Annotated in this window: 20 protein-coding genes; 16 read left to right on the top strand and 4 right to left on the bottom strand. The window is 70.6% G+C overall.

All coding sequences use genetic code 11. From position 1 onward, the window contains the following. The 4 genes from MBTS_RS16850 to phnE (MBTS_RS16835) form a co-directional block, all read left to right on the top strand. Positions 1–461: phosphonate ABC transporter ATP-binding protein (locus MBTS_RS16850; RefSeq protein WP_192216078.1), on the top strand; the 461-nt coding region annotated here is incomplete at its 5' end. A gap of 29 nt (positions 462–490) precedes the next feature. Continuing rightward, positions 491–1,417 carry a phosphonate ABC transporter substrate-binding protein gene (phnD, locus tag MBTS_RS16845; protein ID WP_192216077.1) on the top strand — a complete coding sequence of 309 codons (927 nt, stop codon included), beginning with the start codon at positions 491–493 and terminating at the stop codon, positions 1,415–1,417. Positions 1,418–1,459: 42 nt separating this feature from the next. Continuing rightward, entirely contained in the window at positions 1,460–2,338 is an 879-nt protein-coding gene (gene phnE, locus MBTS_RS16840; RefSeq protein WP_018043915.1) for a phosphonate ABC transporter, permease protein PhnE, read from the top strand. Then, complete coding sequence (phnE, locus tag MBTS_RS16835) at positions 2,335–3,186, top strand: phosphonate ABC transporter, permease protein PhnE (RefSeq protein WP_192216076.1); 852 nt, start codon at positions 2,335–2,337, stop codon at positions 3,184–3,186. Before phnE (MBTS_RS16840) ends, phnE (MBTS_RS16835) begins: the two co-directional genes overlap by 4 nt. Before the next feature lie 26 nt (positions 3,187–3,212). Here the strand turns inward: phnE (MBTS_RS16835) and MBTS_RS16830 are convergent, their stop codons facing one another. After that, entirely contained in the window at positions 3,213–4,121 is a 909-nt protein-coding gene (locus tag MBTS_RS16830) for a LysR family transcriptional regulator (RefSeq protein WP_192216075.1), read from the bottom strand. A gap of 89 nt (positions 4,122–4,210) precedes the next feature. Here MBTS_RS16830 and MBTS_RS16825 point away from each other — a divergent pair, with 89 nt between their 5' ends. Then, complete coding sequence (locus tag MBTS_RS16825; protein ID WP_192216074.1) at positions 4,211–4,654, top strand: PACE efflux transporter; 444 nt, start codon at positions 4,211–4,213, stop codon at positions 4,652–4,654. A 91-nt stretch (positions 4,655–4,745) separates the two neighbouring features. Here MBTS_RS16825 and phnF read toward each other — a convergent pair whose 3' ends face one another. After that, entirely contained in the window at positions 4,746–5,492 is a 747-nt protein-coding gene (gene phnF, locus MBTS_RS16820) for a phosphonate metabolism transcriptional regulator PhnF (protein WP_056142131.1), read from the bottom strand. Between the two features lie 120 nt (positions 5,493–5,612). Here phnF and phnG point away from each other — a divergent pair, with 120 nt between their 5' ends. The 9 genes from phnG to MBTS_RS16775 all read left to right on the top strand — a co-directional run bounded on the left by phnG (position 5,613) and on the right by MBTS_RS16775 (position 12,659). Then, on the top strand, positions 5,613–6,056 hold the full coding sequence (gene phnG, locus MBTS_RS16815; RefSeq protein WP_082473065.1) for a phosphonate C-P lyase system protein PhnG: 444 nt from the start codon (positions 5,613–5,615) through the stop codon (positions 6,054–6,056). Continuing rightward, on the top strand, positions 6,056–6,682 hold the full coding sequence (gene phnH / locus MBTS_RS16810; protein ID WP_056142138.1) for a phosphonate C-P lyase system protein PhnH: 627 nt from the start codon (positions 6,056–6,058) through the stop codon (positions 6,680–6,682). Before phnG ends, phnH begins: the two co-directional genes overlap by 1 nt. Beyond that, a complete protein-coding gene (locus MBTS_RS16805) occupies positions 6,673–7,788 on the top strand; it encodes a carbon-phosphorus lyase complex subunit (RefSeq protein ID WP_192216073.1) in 1,116 nt (371 codons plus the stop codon). Before phnH ends, MBTS_RS16805 begins: the two co-directional genes overlap by 10 nt. Next, a complete protein-coding gene (locus MBTS_RS16800) occupies positions 7,785–8,672 on the top strand; it encodes an alpha-D-ribose 1-methylphosphonate 5-phosphate C-P-lyase PhnJ (RefSeq protein ID WP_056258661.1) in 888 nt (295 codons plus the stop codon). The genes MBTS_RS16805 and MBTS_RS16800 overlap by 4 nt, the downstream gene beginning before the upstream one ends. Next, entirely contained in the window at positions 8,669–9,457 is a 789-nt protein-coding gene (phnK, locus tag MBTS_RS16795; RefSeq protein WP_238254117.1) for a phosphonate C-P lyase system protein PhnK, read from the top strand. The genes MBTS_RS16800 and phnK overlap by 4 nt, the downstream gene beginning before the upstream one ends. A gap of 11 nt (positions 9,458–9,468) precedes the next feature. Beyond that, the gene (gene phnL / locus MBTS_RS16790; protein ID WP_192216072.1) at positions 9,469–10,182 is read left to right on the top strand and encodes a phosphonate C-P lyase system protein PhnL; all 714 of its coding nucleotides are present in this window, start codon (positions 9,469–9,471) and stop codon (positions 10,180–10,182) included. Positions 10,183–10,211: 29 nt separating this feature from the next. Continuing rightward, a complete protein-coding gene (locus MBTS_RS16785; protein WP_147832834.1) occupies positions 10,212–11,354 on the top strand; it encodes an alpha-D-ribose 1-methylphosphonate 5-triphosphate diphosphatase in 1,143 nt (380 codons plus the stop codon). Beyond that, positions 11,354–11,890, top strand: coding sequence for a phosphonate metabolism protein/1,5-bisphosphokinase (PRPP-forming) PhnN (gene phnN / locus MBTS_RS16780; RefSeq protein ID WP_187273458.1), 537 nt, complete (start codon positions 11,354–11,356; stop codon positions 11,888–11,890). The genes MBTS_RS16785 and phnN overlap by 1 nt, the downstream gene beginning before the upstream one ends. A gap of 148 nt (positions 11,891–12,038) precedes the next feature. Next, positions 12,039–12,659 carry a pyridoxamine 5'-phosphate oxidase family protein gene (locus MBTS_RS16775; protein WP_018043928.1) on the top strand — a complete coding sequence of 207 codons (621 nt, stop codon included), beginning with the start codon at positions 12,039–12,041 and terminating at the stop codon, positions 12,657–12,659. Positions 12,660–12,683: 24 nt separating this feature from the next. On the opposite strand, the gene MBTS_RS16770 is transcribed toward MBTS_RS16775, so the two are convergent. Together MBTS_RS16770 and MBTS_RS16765 are read right to left on the bottom strand one after the other, a co-directional pair. After that, on the bottom strand, positions 12,684–13,718 hold the full coding sequence (locus tag MBTS_RS16770) for a helix-turn-helix domain-containing protein (RefSeq protein ID WP_238254118.1): 1,035 nt from the start codon (positions 13,716–13,718) through the stop codon (positions 12,684–12,686). Between the two features lie 108 nt (positions 13,719–13,826). Continuing rightward, complete coding sequence (locus MBTS_RS16765) at positions 13,827–14,723, bottom strand: helix-turn-helix domain-containing protein (protein WP_187273459.1); 897 nt, start codon at positions 14,721–14,723, stop codon at positions 13,827–13,829. On the opposite strand from MBTS_RS16765, the gene MBTS_RS16760 reads away from it, so the two are divergent. Both MBTS_RS16760 and MBTS_RS16755 read left to right on the top strand, forming a co-directional pair. Beyond that, positions 14,706–14,978 (top strand): hypothetical protein, encoded by a 273-nt coding sequence (locus MBTS_RS16760; protein WP_156629466.1) that lies wholly within the window; start codon positions 14,706–14,708, stop codon positions 14,976–14,978. The two genes, MBTS_RS16765 and MBTS_RS16760, sit on opposite strands and share 18 nt — an antisense overlap. A 35-nt stretch (positions 14,979–15,013) precedes the next feature. Beyond that, positions 15,014–15,417, top strand: a 404-nt coding sequence (locus tag MBTS_RS16755; RefSeq protein ID WP_192216071.1) for a response regulator transcription factor, incomplete at its 3' end; no start/stop codon positions are given.

Genomic DNA, 15,417 nt, shown 5'->3' with positions numbered 1-15,417 from the left:
AGCTCTGGTCCGAGCGCGAGCGCGCCCTCGCGCTGGCCGCCCTCGACGAGTTCGGGATGGGCGACTTCGCCTGCCACCGGGCCGACCAGCTTTCGGGCGGACAACAGCAGCGCGTCGCCATCGCGCGGGCGATGATGCAGGCCCCGGACCTGATCCTGGCCGACGAGCCCGTGGCTTCCCTCGACCCGCGCAACACACGCATCGTCATGGACGCGCTCGCCGAGGCCAACCGGCGCCACGGCATCACCGTGCTGTGCAACCTGCATTCCCTCGACCTCGCCCGCGGCTATTGCGACCGCCTCGTCGGTCTCGCCGACGGACGCCTCGTGTTCGACGGCGCGCCCGCCGACCTCACCGAGGATGTCGCCCGCCAGCTCTACGGGCTGGAGGCCGGCGAGGTCCTCGACGCCCCCGCCGCGCAGGCGCGGCCCCGGGTCTATCCCACCGCCCTCGTCGCCTGATTCCTCACCACCCCATCCGGAAGATCCCCATGCTGACCCGTCGATCCCTCGCCGGAGCCCTCGCGCTCGTCCTCCTCGCCGTCCCGGCCGCCGCTCAGGATTGGAAAGCGGCCTATCCGGAGCTGACCCTGGCGGTGATTCCGGCCGAGAACGCGTCGGGCACCACCGATCGCTACGCGCCGATGACCGCCTACCTGTCGAAGGCCCTCGGCGTGCCGGTGAAGCTGCGCATCGCCAACGACTACGCCGCCGTGATCGAAAGCCAGCGCGCCGGCAACGCCCAGCTCGCCTTCTACGGCCCCGCCTCCTTCGCCCGCGCGGTGATGACCGGCGTTAAGATCGAGCCCATCGTCAACCAGAAGCACGACACCGGCGCCTCGGGCTACTACTCGGTGATCTACGTGCGCGCCGACAGCCCTTACAAGACGATCGAAGACTTGAAGGGCAAGAACCTCGCCCTGGTCGACCCCAACTCCACCTCCGGCAACCAGGCGCCACGCTTCTTCCTGCACAAGGCCGGCCACCCGGTCGACGCGCATTTCGGCAAGACCGTCTATGCCGGCAGCCACGAGAACGCCGTCCTCGCCCTCGTCCAGGGCACGGTGGATGCGGCCGCCAACCTCTACAACACCGACACCGACACCATGGTCACCCGCATGGCCGCCAAGGGCATGCTCAAGAAGCCCGACGGCACGCCCCTGACGCAGGCCGATTTCCGTGTCGTGTTCAAGTCCGACTTCCTGCCCGAGGGGCCCTTCGCCATGCTGGCGAGCCTGCCCGACGACCTCAAGGCGAAGATCCGCGACGCCCTCGTGGCGATGCCGACGGCCGACAAGGCGGCGTTCGACCGGCTCTCGGACGGCAAGGACCAGGGCTTCACCGCCGTGACCCTGAAGGATTACCAGCCGATCATCGAGATGCTGAAGTTCAACGACGACCAGCGCCGCAAATCTTGACCGGACCTGTCCCGATCCACGCGGCGACGCCGGTCACGACCGATGCCTGAGCGGATCGCGCCCCTGCCCCCGCACCGGGCCTCCGCCCTGGCGGGGGCCTACGACGCGGCCGTCTCCGCGACCCGGCGCCGGACCTGGGCCGGCCTCGCCGTGATCGTCGTCCTCGCCGGGCTCGCCGCCCACGCCGCCGAGGTGCGTCCCCTGGTGCTCGCGGCCAATATCGGCCGGTTCACCGACTACATCGCCCAGATCCTGCCCCACCTGACCCTGGCGAACCTGCCGGGGGACCTCGCCGAATGGTATTGGGGCTGGCCGAAATGGCTGGCTCTCCTCGGCGAGACCCTATTGATGGCCTATCTCGGCACCCTGCTGGGGGCCATCGGCGGCGTCCTCCTGTGCTTTTCCGCCGCCGCCAACGTGACCGGCAGCCGGACGGCCTGTTTCTTGGTGCGGCGCGGGCTCGAATTCTGCCGCACGGTGCCCGAGATCGTGTTCGCGCTGCTCTTCGTCATCGCCTTCGGCCTCGGGCCGATGGTGGGCGTGCTGGCGCTGGCGATCCACACCACGGGGGCGCTGGGAAAACTGTTCTCCGAGGTCGTCGAGAACATCGACATGAAGCCGGTGGAGAGCCTCACCGCCGCCGGGGCCGGCCGGATCGAGACCCTGCGCTTCGCCGTGCTGCCGCAGGTGTTGTCGAACTTCGTCTCTTACGGGCTGCTGCGCTTCGAGATCAACGTGCGGGGCGCGGGCGTCATGGGATTCGTCGGCGCCGGCGGCATCGGGCAGGAGCTCCTCGTGGCGATCCGCAACTTCTACTACGCCGATGTCAGCGCGATCCTGGTCCTGATCATCCTCACCGTGATGGCGATCGACCTCGGCACCGAGCGCCTGCGCCACCACCTTCTCGGGAGCCTGCGATGACCGGTCCCGACCTCGATCCGGCCGAGATCGCCGCCCTGCGCCGGCGCTTTCCCGAAAGCTTCCGCCCGGCCTGGCGCACCCGCCTCCTCGCAGGTCTCGCCCTCGCCGCCCTCGTCGCTGTGGCCGGCTACGCGCTGGTGCGCCTCGATTTCTCCGCCGCCCGCCTTCTCAATGGCCTCGGCCGCCTCGGCGAGTTCAGCCTCATGATGCTGCCGCCGGAGACCGGCGGGCGAGCCTGGGCCTTCCTTCAGGCGCTCGCCGAGACCCTCGGCATCGCCTTCATCGGGACGCTGACGGCGGCGATCCTGGCGTTTCCCGTGGCGTTCCTGGCCGCCCGCAACGTCGTGCCCAATCCCTTCGTGCATTTCACCGTCCGGCGCGGCCTCGACGTGGTGCGCTCCGTCGACGTGCTGATCTGGGCGCTGATCTGGATCAACGTGGTCGGGCTCGGCCCCTTCGCCGGTGCGCTCGCCATCGCCTGCGCGGATGTCGGGGCGCTGGGCAAGCTGTTCTCGGAAGCGGTCGAGACCGTCGACGGCAAGGCCGGCGAGGGCGTCTCCGCCTCCGGTGGCGCCGAGTTGCACCGCATCCGTTTCGGCCTCATCCCGGCGGTGCTGCCGGTGCTCGGCAGCCAGGTGCTGTACTTCTTCGAGTCGAACACCCGCTCGGCCACCATCATCGGCATCGTCGGCGCGGGCGGCATCGGCCAGTACCTGACCGAGCTGATCCGCGTCCTCGAACTGCGCCAGGTCGCCTTCCTGATCCTGATGATCCTCATCACCGTGGCGATCATCGACGCCGTCTCCGGCCGCCTGCGCCGGGCCCTGATTGGCGGCGAGACGACCTGAGCGGGAGGTCTGCCCGGCCCTCCCCGTCAGCCCGTCGGCCCGTCCCGCGAGACGGGGCCGATCCGCTCCGCCGCGAAGCGCTCGCGCAGCCAGGTCGCGGCGGGGCCACAGGGCCGCTGCTTGTGCCAGACCAGTTCCAGGGCGATGGGCCAGTCGCCCGCGTCGAACTGCAGGTCCGGCGTGACGAGGTGCGGCGCCGTGAGCGACGAGGCGATGACGTGGTCGGTGACGAAGGCCCAGCCGATCCCGTGCTTCACCAGCTCCAGGATCACCCAGTGGCTCTCCACCCACCACACCTCGGCGGCCACCCGCAGGCGGCGCTTCTCCGGCCCGTCGCTGCGCGCGGCGACCAGGATCTGGCGGTGCCGCTTCAGTTCCTCCCACTCCACCCGCGCTTTGGCGAGCGGGTGGTCGCGCCCGCAGACGAGCTTGAGCGGCACCCAGCCGATGGTCTGGAAGCCGAGTTCCGTGGGCAGCACCTCCTGGCGCCACATCACGCCGAGGTCGGCGGCGCCGGACTGCACCATACGGCTGACATCCTCCATCAGCGGGAAGAGCAGTTCCAGCTCGACGAAGGGAAAGTGCCGGGCGAAGTCGGCGAACAGGGCGCCCAGCGCATGCTCGGGATAGAGCTCGTCGATGGCGACCACCAGCCGGTTCTCCACCCGTTGCTCCAGACTGCTCGCCAGGCCGATCAGGTGCTCGCGCCGGTCCAGCACCACGCGCGCCTCCAACAGCAGCCGCTCCCCCGCCGGGGTGAGCACCGGGTTCCGGCCCGCCCGGCTGAACAGCGTGACCCCGAGATCGGCCTCGAGATTCGCCACCTGGGTGCTGACGGCCGACTGCGCCTTGCGCAGCACGCGGGCGGCGCCGGAGAACGACCCCGCCTCGGCCGCGGCCACGAAGGCCTGGAGTTGGTCGAGCGAGACGGCCATCTATCTGATCCTCAGATACGTCCTAACTTGCTGGACGCGGTATGGCAGATAGAAAGCCACGAACCAACGAGGCTTTTCGAGACGAGACCATGCGCAGCACCCGTGACCGTATCCGCCACGCCCTCCTGTTCGAGATGTTCGGGCTGGCCCTCATCGTCCCGTTCGGCACCGTGCTGTTCGGGCTGCACGCCTCCGACATGGGGGTGATCGGCATCGGCAGCGCCCTGATCGCGACGGCCTGGAACTATGTCTATAACCTCGGCTTCGACCGGGCGATGCAGCGGCTCGTTGGGCATACGCGCAAGAGCCTCCTCCTGCGGGTGGGGCACGCCGTGCTGTTCGAGGCGGGCCTGCTCATGATCCTGCTTTCGCCGATCGCCTGGTATCTCGGCATCGGCCTCGCGCAGGCCTTCTTCATGGATCTGACGATCGCGGCCTTCTACGTGGTCTACGCCTTCCTCTTCAACCTGACCTACGACCGCGCCTTTCCCCTGCCGAACTGGGGCAAGGCCGCAGCCGAGCCGTCCGCCTGAACCGCGGGCGAGCCGTTCCGCCGGCGGCTGGATTGCGGGTCCACGCGCCCGGTCGCCTGGGTCGACGATATCGTGGTCGCGCAGACGCCGATCACTCCACCACCAGCTCCACCCGGTCGGCCGCAAAGAGGCTGCGGGTGGCCTGGATGCGCTGGCCGTCGCCGTCCACGTTCACACTCGACAGGACGATCAGGCTGCGGCCGGGGGCGATGTCGAGGCGGGCCGCCTCCTCGGCGTCTGCGGGGCGGGCGCCGATCCGGGTCGAGAGTCGGGTGTAGTCGGCGACCCCGTAGCCCGCATAGGCGCGGGTGATCGACCCGCTGGCGGCGTAGGCCGCGTCGAAGCCGGAGAAGCGCGGCAGGGGCAGGCAGGTCCGGGCCGTCGAGATCGGGGCGCCGTCGGCCCGGTGCACGGTATGGAGTTCGAGGATCGGTGCGCCGGGGGCGATCCCCAGGGCCTCGGCCCAGCCCGCATCGGCGGGCACCGTCGCGGCCGCGATCAAGTCGCCCCAGGCCTCGCGGCCCGTGCGCGTGACGATCTCGGAGAATCGGGTCCGGGGCCCGATCGGATAGGGGATCGGGCCCTGCTCCACGAAGCTGCCCTTGCCCTGCGTGGTGCGCACCAGCCCGTCCTCGGCAAGCACGCCGAGCGCCCGGCGCACCGTGTGCCGGTTCACACCGAAACGGGTGGCGAGCGCCGATTCGGCCGGCAGCTGCGCCCCGCGGGCAAGTGCCCCGCTGCGGATCTCGCCCGCCAGCGCGTCCGCGATCTGCCGCCAGGCGGCGAGACCGCCCCCGCGCCGGAGCGCTGTCACGGGGCTGTCGCCCGCCTCATTCATGGATCGCTCGCATAGCCCGCCCGAAAATCCTTGCGCCTGATCATCCTCTTGTCTATACATCTAGACATGTCTGGAGACCGATCGATGCCGAGTGCCAGCCAAACACCACCTGAGCCGGGGATGCCAGACCCCGCAGCCCGCCGGCATGCGATGGAGCGGGCCGGCCAGGCCAGCCCGGCCGAGTTGCTGGCCGCCCTGGTGCAGGCCGGAATCACGCCCGAGGCGGAGGATCTGCGCCCGGCGGAGACCGGCCTCGTGATGGTCCGGGGGCGGATCGGCGGCGACGGCCGGCCCTTCAACGCCGGCGAGGCCACGGTGACGAGAGCGGCGGTGCGGCTGCCCGGCGGCGAGACCGGCTTCGCCTATCATCTCGGGCGCGACCGGGATCGCGCCCGCCTCGCGGCCATCCTCGACGCGCACTGGCAACGCCCGGAGACGCGCCCGGTCCTCGATGCGGCCTTGGCCGCCATCGCCGCGCGACGGGCGGAGGCGGCGCGGCAGGCCGCCCGCAAGGTGGCGGCGACCCGGGTGAACTTCTTCACCCTGGCGCGGGGAGAGGATTGATGGCGCATACCCTCGCTCCACAGCTCGCCCATGGCTTCGCCGATCCCGTCCATGACGGGCAGGCGGTGTTCCGCGCCGCGATGGAGGCCCTGAGCCGGCCCGGCCGCATCCGCCCCCTGGACACCGCCCTTACGCCACCTGCCCCGCTCACGCCGGAACTCGCGGCCGTGGCGCTGGCGCTCATCGACGCCGACACGCCGGTCTGGCTCGACGCTCCGCTCCGGGCCGAACCCGCGGTGGCCGGCTTCCTGCGCTTCCACACCGGGGCGCCGATCGTCGCCTCCCCTGGGCAGGCCGCCTTCGCGCTGATCGCCGATCCCGCCCGTTGCCCGGCCTTTACGGATTTCGCGCAGGGGACCCCCGCCTACCCCGATGCCTCCGCCACCCTGATCCTCGCCGTCGAGACCCTGTCCGACGCGACGGGTCTCGCGTTTGTGGGGCCGGGCATCCGCGGTACCGTGTGCCTCGATGCCGGGCCCCTGCCCGCCGACTGGGCGTCGCGCTGGGCCGCGAACCATTCCGGCTTCCCGCTGGGCGTCGACTGTCTCCTCGTCGCGCCCGGGCGCCTCGCCGGTCTCCCGCGCTCGGCCCGCCCCGTCACCCCGGAGGCAATCCCATGTACGTAGCGGTGAAGGGCGGCGAGGCCGCCATCGACAATGCCCACCGGCTGCTGGCCGAAATCCGGCGCGGCGACCTGGCGGTGCCCGATCTCACCGTGGCGCAGATCCGCGAGCAGATGCGCCTCCTCGTCGACCGGGTGATGACCGAGGGGTCGCTCTACGATCCCGACCTCGCTGCGCTCGCCCTGAAACAGGCCCGCGGCGACGTGGTGGAGGCGGTGTTCCTGGTGCGGGCCTACCGCACCACCCTGCCGCGCTTCGGCGCCACGGAGGCCCTCGACACCGGCGCGATGACCCTGGCACGGCGCATCTCCGCCACCTTCAAGGACTTGCCCGGCGGCCAGGTGCTCGGCCCGACCTTCGACTACACCCACCGCCTCGTCGATTTCGCCCTGGCCGACGGCGCCGTCCCCGAACCCGCCGCCGAGGCCGAGCCGGAGGCCGATGCCGCCGCCTGCCCGCGGGTGACCGATCTTTTGGGGCAGGCGGGCCTGCTCGAACCCTCGCCGCCGGACGACGGCGCGCCCGTGGGCGACCTCACCCGCGAGCCGGTGGATTACCCCGCCGACCGCGCGGTGCGGCTCCAGGGGCTGGCGCGGGGCGACGAGGGTTTCATCCTGGCGCTGGGCTACTCGACCCAGCGCGGCTACGGCCGCACCCACCCCTTCGTCGGCGAGATCCGGGTCGGGACCGTGGAGCTCGACTTCACGCCGGAGGAACTCGGCTTCCCCGTCAGCCTCGGCACGGTGGACATGACCGAGTGCCAGATGATCAACCAGTTCCACGGCCACGGGGCGGTGCCGCCGCAATTCACCCGCGGCTACGGCCTCGTCTTCGGCCAGGGCGAGCGCAAGGCCATGGCCATGGCGCTGGTGGACCGCTCCCTGCGGGCGGCCGAACTCGGCGAGGCGGTGGTGGTGCCGGCCCAGGACCAGGAATTCGTGCTGGCCCATTGCGACAGCCTGCAGGCGACGGGCTTCGTCGAGCACATGAAGCTGCCGCACTACGTCGACTTCCAGGCCGAACTGGAACTCGTCCGGCGCCTGCGCGCCGAGCACGCCGCCCGGACGGCCGAGCCGGACGAACCCACCCTGCGGGAGGCCGCCGAATGAATTCGCAGGTCCAAATCCAGGTCACGCCGTCGCCGGGCACCGGCTACAACTTCGCCTATCTCGACGAGGGCACGAAGCGGATGATCCGCCGGGCCATCCTCAAGGCCATCGCGATCCCCGGCTACCAGGTGCCCTTCGCCGCGCGCGAGATGCCGATGCCCTATGGCTGGGGCACGGGCGGGGTGCAGGTGACGGCCGCGATCCTGGGCGCGTCCGACGTGCTCAAGGTGATCGACCAGGGCGCCGACGACACCACCAACGCGGTCTCGATCCGCCGCTTCTTCACCGCCACCGCCGGGGTCGCCACCACGACGCGCACGGCCGAGGCCACGGTGATCCAGACCCGCCACCGCATCCCGGAAGCGCCGCTGGCCGAGGGGCAGGTGCTCGTCTACCAGGTGCCGATCCCCGAACCGCTGCGCTTCCTCGAACCGCGCGAGACCGAGACGCGCCAGCTCCACGCGCTGGCCGAATACGGCCTCATGCACGTGAAGCTCTACGAGGACATCGCCCGCCACGGCCACATCGCCACCACCTACGCCTATCCGGTGGAGGTGGCCGGCCGCTACGTGATGGACCCCTCCCCGACCCCGAAATTCGACAACCCCAAGATGGACGATTGCCCCGCGCTCCAGCTCTTCGGCGCGGGCCGCGAGAAGCGCATCTATGCGATTCCCCCCTACACGCGGGTGCGCAGCCTCGATTTCGAGGACCATCCGTTCCGGGTCCAGAGCTTCGACCGCCCGTGCGCGCTCTGCGGGGCGGGGGACGTCTATCTCGACGAGGTCGTCCTCGACGATGCCGGCGGGCGGATGTTCGTCTGCTCGGACACCGACCATTGCGAGACCCGCCGCGCCGACGGCCATACGGGAGAGGCCGCGTGATCGAACCCCTGCTCCCCGAACCTTTGCTGAACGTCGACGGCCTGACCAAGCGCTACGGCCGGCGCCTCGCCTGCGACGGCATCGGCTTCACCCTCGATCCCGGCGAAGTGCTGGCGGTGGTCGGTGAATCGGGCTCCGGCAAGTCGACGCTGCTGTCACTCATCGCCGGCGAGGTCGCGGCCGATGCCGGAACGGTCTCCTACCGGATGCGGGACGGCGTGACGCGCGACCTCGCCGCGCTGAGCGTCGTCGACCGCCGCGCCCTGATGCGCACCGACTGGGGCTTCGTGCGCCAGGACGCCACGCAGGGGCTGCGCATGGCGGTCTCGGCCGGCGGCAATGTCGGCGAGCGCCTGATGGGCGTCGGGGACCGCCATTACGGACGCATCCGCGCCACCGCCCTCGATTGGCTCGCCCGCGTGGAGATCGCCGCCGACCGGGTCGACGACCCGCCGACGCGCTTCTCCGGCGGCATGCGCCAGCGCCTGCAGATCGCCCGCAACCTCGTCACCGCGCCCCGCCTCGTGCTCATGGACGAGCCGACCTCGGGCCTCGACGTCTCGGTCCAGGCCCGCCTCCTCGACATGATCCGGGGGCTGGTGGCCGAACTCGGCCTCGCGGTGATCATCGTCACCCACGACCTCGCCGTGGCGCGCCTGCTCTCGCACCGCGTCCTCGTCATGCGGGCTGGCCGGGTGATCGAGACCGGGCTGACCGACCAGGTCCTCGACGACCCCCAGGCCGCCTACACCCAACTCCTCGTCTCCTCGGTGCTCGCCGCATGACGTCCCCTGTCATGACGTCCCTTCCGCCCCTCCTCGCCTTCGACGACGTGGCCAAGAGCTTCACCCTGCACCTGCGCGGTGGCGCCGTGCTGCCGGTGATCGCCGGCGCCACCCTCGCGGTCCATCCCGGCGAATGCGTCGTGCTCGGCGGCGCCTCGGGCGCAGGCAAGTCCTCCCTCCTCAAGATGGCCTATGGCAATTACCGCTGCGCCGCGGGCGCGATCCGGGTCCGCGACGGAACCCGCGTCATCGACCTCGCCACGGCCGCGCCGCGCGAGATCCTGGGCCTGCGCCGCACGACGCTGGCCTACGTCTCGCAGTTCCTGCGGGTGATCCCCCGCGTCGGCGCCCGCGCCGTGGTGGAGGCCGCGGGAATCGAAGGGGGATTGGCGCCCGAGGCGGCGCGGTCCCGCGCGGCCGACCTGCTCGCCCGCCTCAACCTGCCCGAGCGCCTGTGGGGTCTGCCGCCCGCGACCTTCTCCGGAGGCGAGCAGCAGCGTGTCAACATCGCGCGCGGTCTCATCGCCGACCGGCCCATCCTGCTCCTCGACGAGCCCACCGCCTCCCTCGATGCCGAGAATCGGGCCGTGGTGGTGGAGCTCATCGCCGAGAAGCGGGCGGCGGGCGCCGGCATCCTCGGCATCTTCCACGACGCGGATGTCCGCGAGGCGGTGGCGACGCGCATCATCGACGTCGCCGCCTTCCGCGGGGCGATGGCCGCATGAACCGGATACAGGATCGGGAGCAGACAGGCATGACGGACCGGGTCGATATCCTTGAGAACGCGCGCCTCGTTCTGCCCGACCGGGTCGAGACGGGCTGGCTCGCGGTTGTCGACGGGCGCATCGCCGAGATCGGCACGGGACGTGCCCCCGAGCGCGGCCTCGATTGCGCCGGCGACACGATCATCCCGGGCCTGATCGAGCTCCACACCGACCATTTGGAGAGCCACTACGCCCCGCGCCCCGGCGTGCGCTGGCACCCCCTCGGGGCGGTGCTCGCCTACGACGCGCAGATCGCTGCATCCGGCATCACCACGGTGTTCGATTCGTTGCGCGCCGGCACCGACCCGGATGGCAGCGGCCTCGGCACCGAGCTCGAGCTCCTGGCCGCCGCCCTGGCGGAGGCGCGAGGGGCGGACCTGTTCCGGGCCGAGCACCGCACGCACCTGCGCTGCGAGATCCCCTCGACCGACGTGGTCGAGACCGTGCGCGCCTTCGCCGGGCGCTATGCCATCGGCCTCCTGTCGCTGATGGACCATACGCCGGGCCAGCGCCAGTTCCGGGATGTGGCCAAATACTACGTCTATGCCGGGCGCGGTGGCCGCTCCCTGGAGGAGATCAAGCTCAGCACCGAGCGCAAGATGCGCGATGGCCACGCCCTCAATGCCGTCAACCGCCCGGCCCTCGTCGCCCTGGCGCGGGAGCTCGGCATTCCGCTCGCCAGCCACGACGACACCACTCTGGCCGACGTCGCCCTCTCCCGCGATGAATCGGTGGCGATCGCCGAGTTTCCCACTACCCTCGAGGCGGCGGAAGCCTCGCATGCGGCCGGCATCACCGTGATGATGGGGGCGCCCAACCTGATCCGGGGCGGCTCGCATTCGGGCAACGTCGCGGCCCAGACCCTGGCGGAGGCCGGCTATCTCAGCATTCTGTCCTCGGACTACGTGCCGGCGAGCCTGCTGATGGCGGCGTTCGGATTGCCCGAGCGCGTGCCCGGCATTGCCCTGCCGGACGCCATCGCCACGGTGACGGCCAACCCCGCGCGCGCCACCGGGCTGACCGATCGCGGCCGTCTGGAGCCGGCTCTCCGCGCGGACCTCGTCCGCGTCCGTCTCGCCCGGGGCGTGCCGGTGGTGCGTCAGGTCTGGCGCGCCGGCACGCGGGTGGTGTGATGCCCGGCGGCTTCGTTCTCGTCGTCGGCCCGAGCGGGGCCGGCAAGGACACCCTGCTGCGCCTGGCACGCGAGGCCCTCGCCCACGAGTCCCGCTTCGTGTTCCCGCGTCGCCTCGTGACCCGCGCGCCCTCGGCGCACGAGGACAATGTCGCGATCTCGGAGGAGGCGTTCACGGACGGAGCGGCCTCCGGCGCCTTCGCCCTGCATTGGCGTGCGCACGGCCTCGGCTACGCCATCCCCGGCGAGACTTTGGATCACGCGCGAGCCGGACGCGTGGTGGTCTGCAACGTCTCACGCCGTATCGTCCAGGCGGCCCGCCTCGCCCAGCCGAGCGTCAGCGTCGTGTTCGTCACGGCCTCGCCCGACATCCTCGCCCGGCGTCTCGCCGCGCGGGGCCGGCCGGAGGATGGGGATTTGCGCGCCCGCCTCGACCGCGTCGTTCCGATCGAGGCCGAGTGCACGATCCGGAACGATGCCGACCCGGACAGCGCGGCGGCCGAGCTCATCGCGCATCTGCGTGAGCGGGCGGCCTGAAGGTTCGACTCCGGCTCCCGGCTCGCACTCCATCGAGGCCGTAGGTCCCGGGGCCGAGCCGGCGACGGAATGCCGTCGCTCTGCTTCGGCCGCCCCGCTTCATGCGAGAGGGGTAGAGCCCATCCATTGGCCAAGAGGTGTACGAGCGATGGCAGTGATCGAAACGGTGGAGGGACTCGAGCGCATCTATGGGGAGTGGGGCGCCGTCGCTGACGCGTCCACCGCCAAGGTCGCGGACCACATCACCCCGCATTACCGGCGCTTCATCGAGGTCGCGCCCTTCGCGACCCTCGCCACCGCTGGTCCCGAAGGCCTGGACTGCTCTCCCCGTGGTGATCGTCCAGGGTTCGTCCGCGTCGCCGATCCCCGCACGCTTCTCTTGCCCGATCGCCGGGGGAACAACCGGATCGACAGCCTCCGCAACGTCGTGCGCGATCCGAGGGTGGGGCTGATGTTTCTGATCCCCGGCATCGGCAACGCCCTGCGGGTGAACGGCCGAGCGGTCATCGACGACGATCGAACCCTGTGCGCGTCCTTCGCCGTCGATGGCAAAGCGCCTCGCACCGTGATGGTCATCACCGTTGGGGAGGTCTACTTCCAGTGTGCTCGCGCCCTCATCCGATCCGGCCTGTGGCAGCAGGCCAACCACGTAGACCCAAAGACACTGCCGTCGCCCGGGCAGATTCTGGCCGAACTGAGCCATGGTCGAGTCGGGGGCGAGGTCTACGATTCGACGTGGGCTGAAAAGGCCAAGCACACCATGTGGTGATCGAGGACAGGCGGGCGCAGGTCGTCAGCCACCGCCGCCGACCACCGACTCCACCGGGCCACGATCGCGCGACGCGTGCCGCGAGTCCGGTTCCACCCGGCGACGCCAGCGGCCCGGGGTCGTGCCCTCATCCTTGGCGAAGGCGCGCGTGAAGTGGCTTTGATCGGCGAAGCCGCAGGCGAGCGCGATGTCGGCGAGCGTCCGATCTCCCTTCCGCATCATGGTCTTGGCCTGGGCGATGCGCTCCCGCGTCAGCCAAGAATGGGGGGCGATGCCGGTGGATTGGCGAAAGGCGCGCGCGAAGTGGCTGACGGAGAGCCCGCAGGATTCCGAGACCGTCTGGAGGTGGATCGGCCGGGCGAGATCGGAGCGGATATGGTCCTGGGCGCGACGGAGCTGCCAGGGAGCCAAGCCGCCGCGAACCGTCTCGGGCGCCGGCTGGAGCGACGTATAGGTCCCGAGCAGATGAGCCGCGACGGCGCGGGTCAACGGGCGGCGGATGACGTCGGCCCAGCGATCCTGCCGCGCCAGCGTTTCCCCGACACTGACGGCGAGGTTGTGCAGGGCGGGGTCCGCCAGGACCGCGCCGTAGGCCGGCACGAGTTCATCGAGGGGATCGGCGTCGAGGATGCCCAGATCCTCGGCCACCCGCTTCAGACGTCGATTGTCGAGCCCGATCAGGAGGGTTCGCTTCGGTGTTCGCACGATGCAGGTCTGGCGCAGATCATGGAGGATCGCCTCCCCCGCGCGCAGGACCATCGGGGGCTGGCCCCCCTCGACGACCTCCCGGTGCGGGGATCGCCCTTCCGTCTCGCCGAGCCGGACCTGGAGGATGAGCGCATCGTGCCGGTCGACCCGGAGGCCGCCGGCCATGCCGTCCCGCCAGCCGAGGACGATGGCGCCGTCCGACCAATCGTCGGGCCGGATTCTCGCCTGGCGGACGGAGTCATGGGACATGCCGCCGAACCGGACGTCGTGCGTCGGGGTGGGGCGGAGAGAGGCCGGCGCCGGCGGCACGGCACTCGGCGCATTCCCTTCGTGGACAAGCGTTCGAAGCATGTCTGTCTCCCATCGTACGATGGCGAGATGCTAAACGGCCAAGCTAGAGCCCGTCTTTCGCGAGGCTGCGGTGGCGTGTCCATATCCTGCTGTTCACGGGACCGGCATTCATGAGGCATCCTGCCTGTACTCGCCCGGCGTCTTGCCGATGACGCGCTTGAAGGCCGTGTTGAACGCGCCCTGGCTCGAAAAACCGGACGACAAGGCGATGTCGACCAGCGGGATCTTGGTGTCGTTCAGCAACCGCCGTGCGCGAGCGAGTCTTTCCTCGCTGACGAAAGCATAGGGCGTCCTGCCCGTGACGCGTTTGAACATGCGGCTGAAGTGGAAGGGGCTGAGGCACGCCACGGCGGCGATCTCGGCCACGGAGAGGTCCCGTTCGAGATTGTCGCGGATGAACGCCACGGCGCGGTCGATCCGATCCGGGCCGGCGGTCTCCGTGGCGGGGCGCACGCGCGTGTCCGGCCGGTCGTGACCGTAGGCCTGCGCGACCCGCGCCGTCAGGGCGAGGGCGGCGGCCTCGACCATCATGCGGCCCGCCGAGCTTTCCCGGATCAGCTCCTGGTGGATCGAGAGCCCGATCTGGGCGAGCAACGGATCCTCGACGCCGGCGAGATAGCGTACCGTATCGGCACGGATGCGCGCATCGCCGTACAGCCCCGCGAGAGTCTCGAAGCGCTCCGCCGGCAGATAGATGTGGAGGATCTCGTCGAGGGGCGCGGAGATATGGATGTCGTCCTCGCCGACCCCCACGGGACAGAGCCAGATCGTCCCCGCCTCCACCGGCGTCCGCTGCCGGATCCCGGCCCCCTTGCGGCTGACATGCGCATCCGGGCTGCGCCGGATCGCCAGGGTGATCTCCATCTGGGCCGGGACGATGGCGGGCAGGTCGCCCGCCGGGTGGGACCGGACTTCCGCGGCGACGCCCTCCCAACGCCGCCCCGCCGATGAGGCGATGAGACCGGCTTTCGGGAATTTGTGTGCGCCGTGCCGGTGAAGATCCATGCCGGCACCGTGCAAGCCGTGCGCGAAGACGGCTATTATACAGATGTATCGGATACCAGACGAGCTCTGTCCGCCATCGCGGCCGAGCCGGGCGGGCGAGAGGAAGCCGTCGGTCCTTTCGCGGTGGCCTGGCCGAGTCCCCACCCGATGCGGATCGCCGGGTATGGGCCATCGGAAGACGCCGAAGCTCATGTCGAGGCGAAGGCAATCGTCAAGCTTGCAATCGCCATGCGACCCAAATCGTGTATCAGGTGAACGTATTCGCATCGGCGAGGTGCGCATCGAGAACCATGCCCGAAGCGACCGTTCATATCGTCGACGATGATCCGGTGCTACGCGAAGCGCTGGTGAGCCTCTGCCTGTCCGACGGATTGGCGGCGGTCGGGCACGGAGATCCCGGCGGACTGGCGCAGTCTCTCCGGCGCCGATCCCCCGAATGCGTCCTTCTCGACGTGCGCCTCGCCGAACAGAGCGGGCTGGCCGTCCAGGACTCGTTGCGCGCGGACGGCAATACGGTCCCGATCATCTTCCTGACCGGCTACGGCACGATTCCCATGTCCGTCCGCGCCATGCGGGGCGGGGCCGTCGAGTTCCTGACCAAGCCTTTCATCGCCGAGGTTCTGCTCGCCGCCATCCGCAAGGCGCTGGCGGCCGATGCCGTCGCGCTCGCCGACCGTCGCGCCCGGGACGACCT

It is taken from the genome of Methylobacterium bullatum, from assembly GCF_014845095.1.
In the GTDB taxonomy this organism is placed as follows: Bacteria; Pseudomonadota; Alphaproteobacteria; order Rhizobiales; family Beijerinckiaceae; genus Methylobacterium; species Methylobacterium bullatum.
The sequence above is the reverse complement of the archived record's forward strand: the minus strand, read 5'-3'. Positions and strand labels throughout refer to the sequence as shown.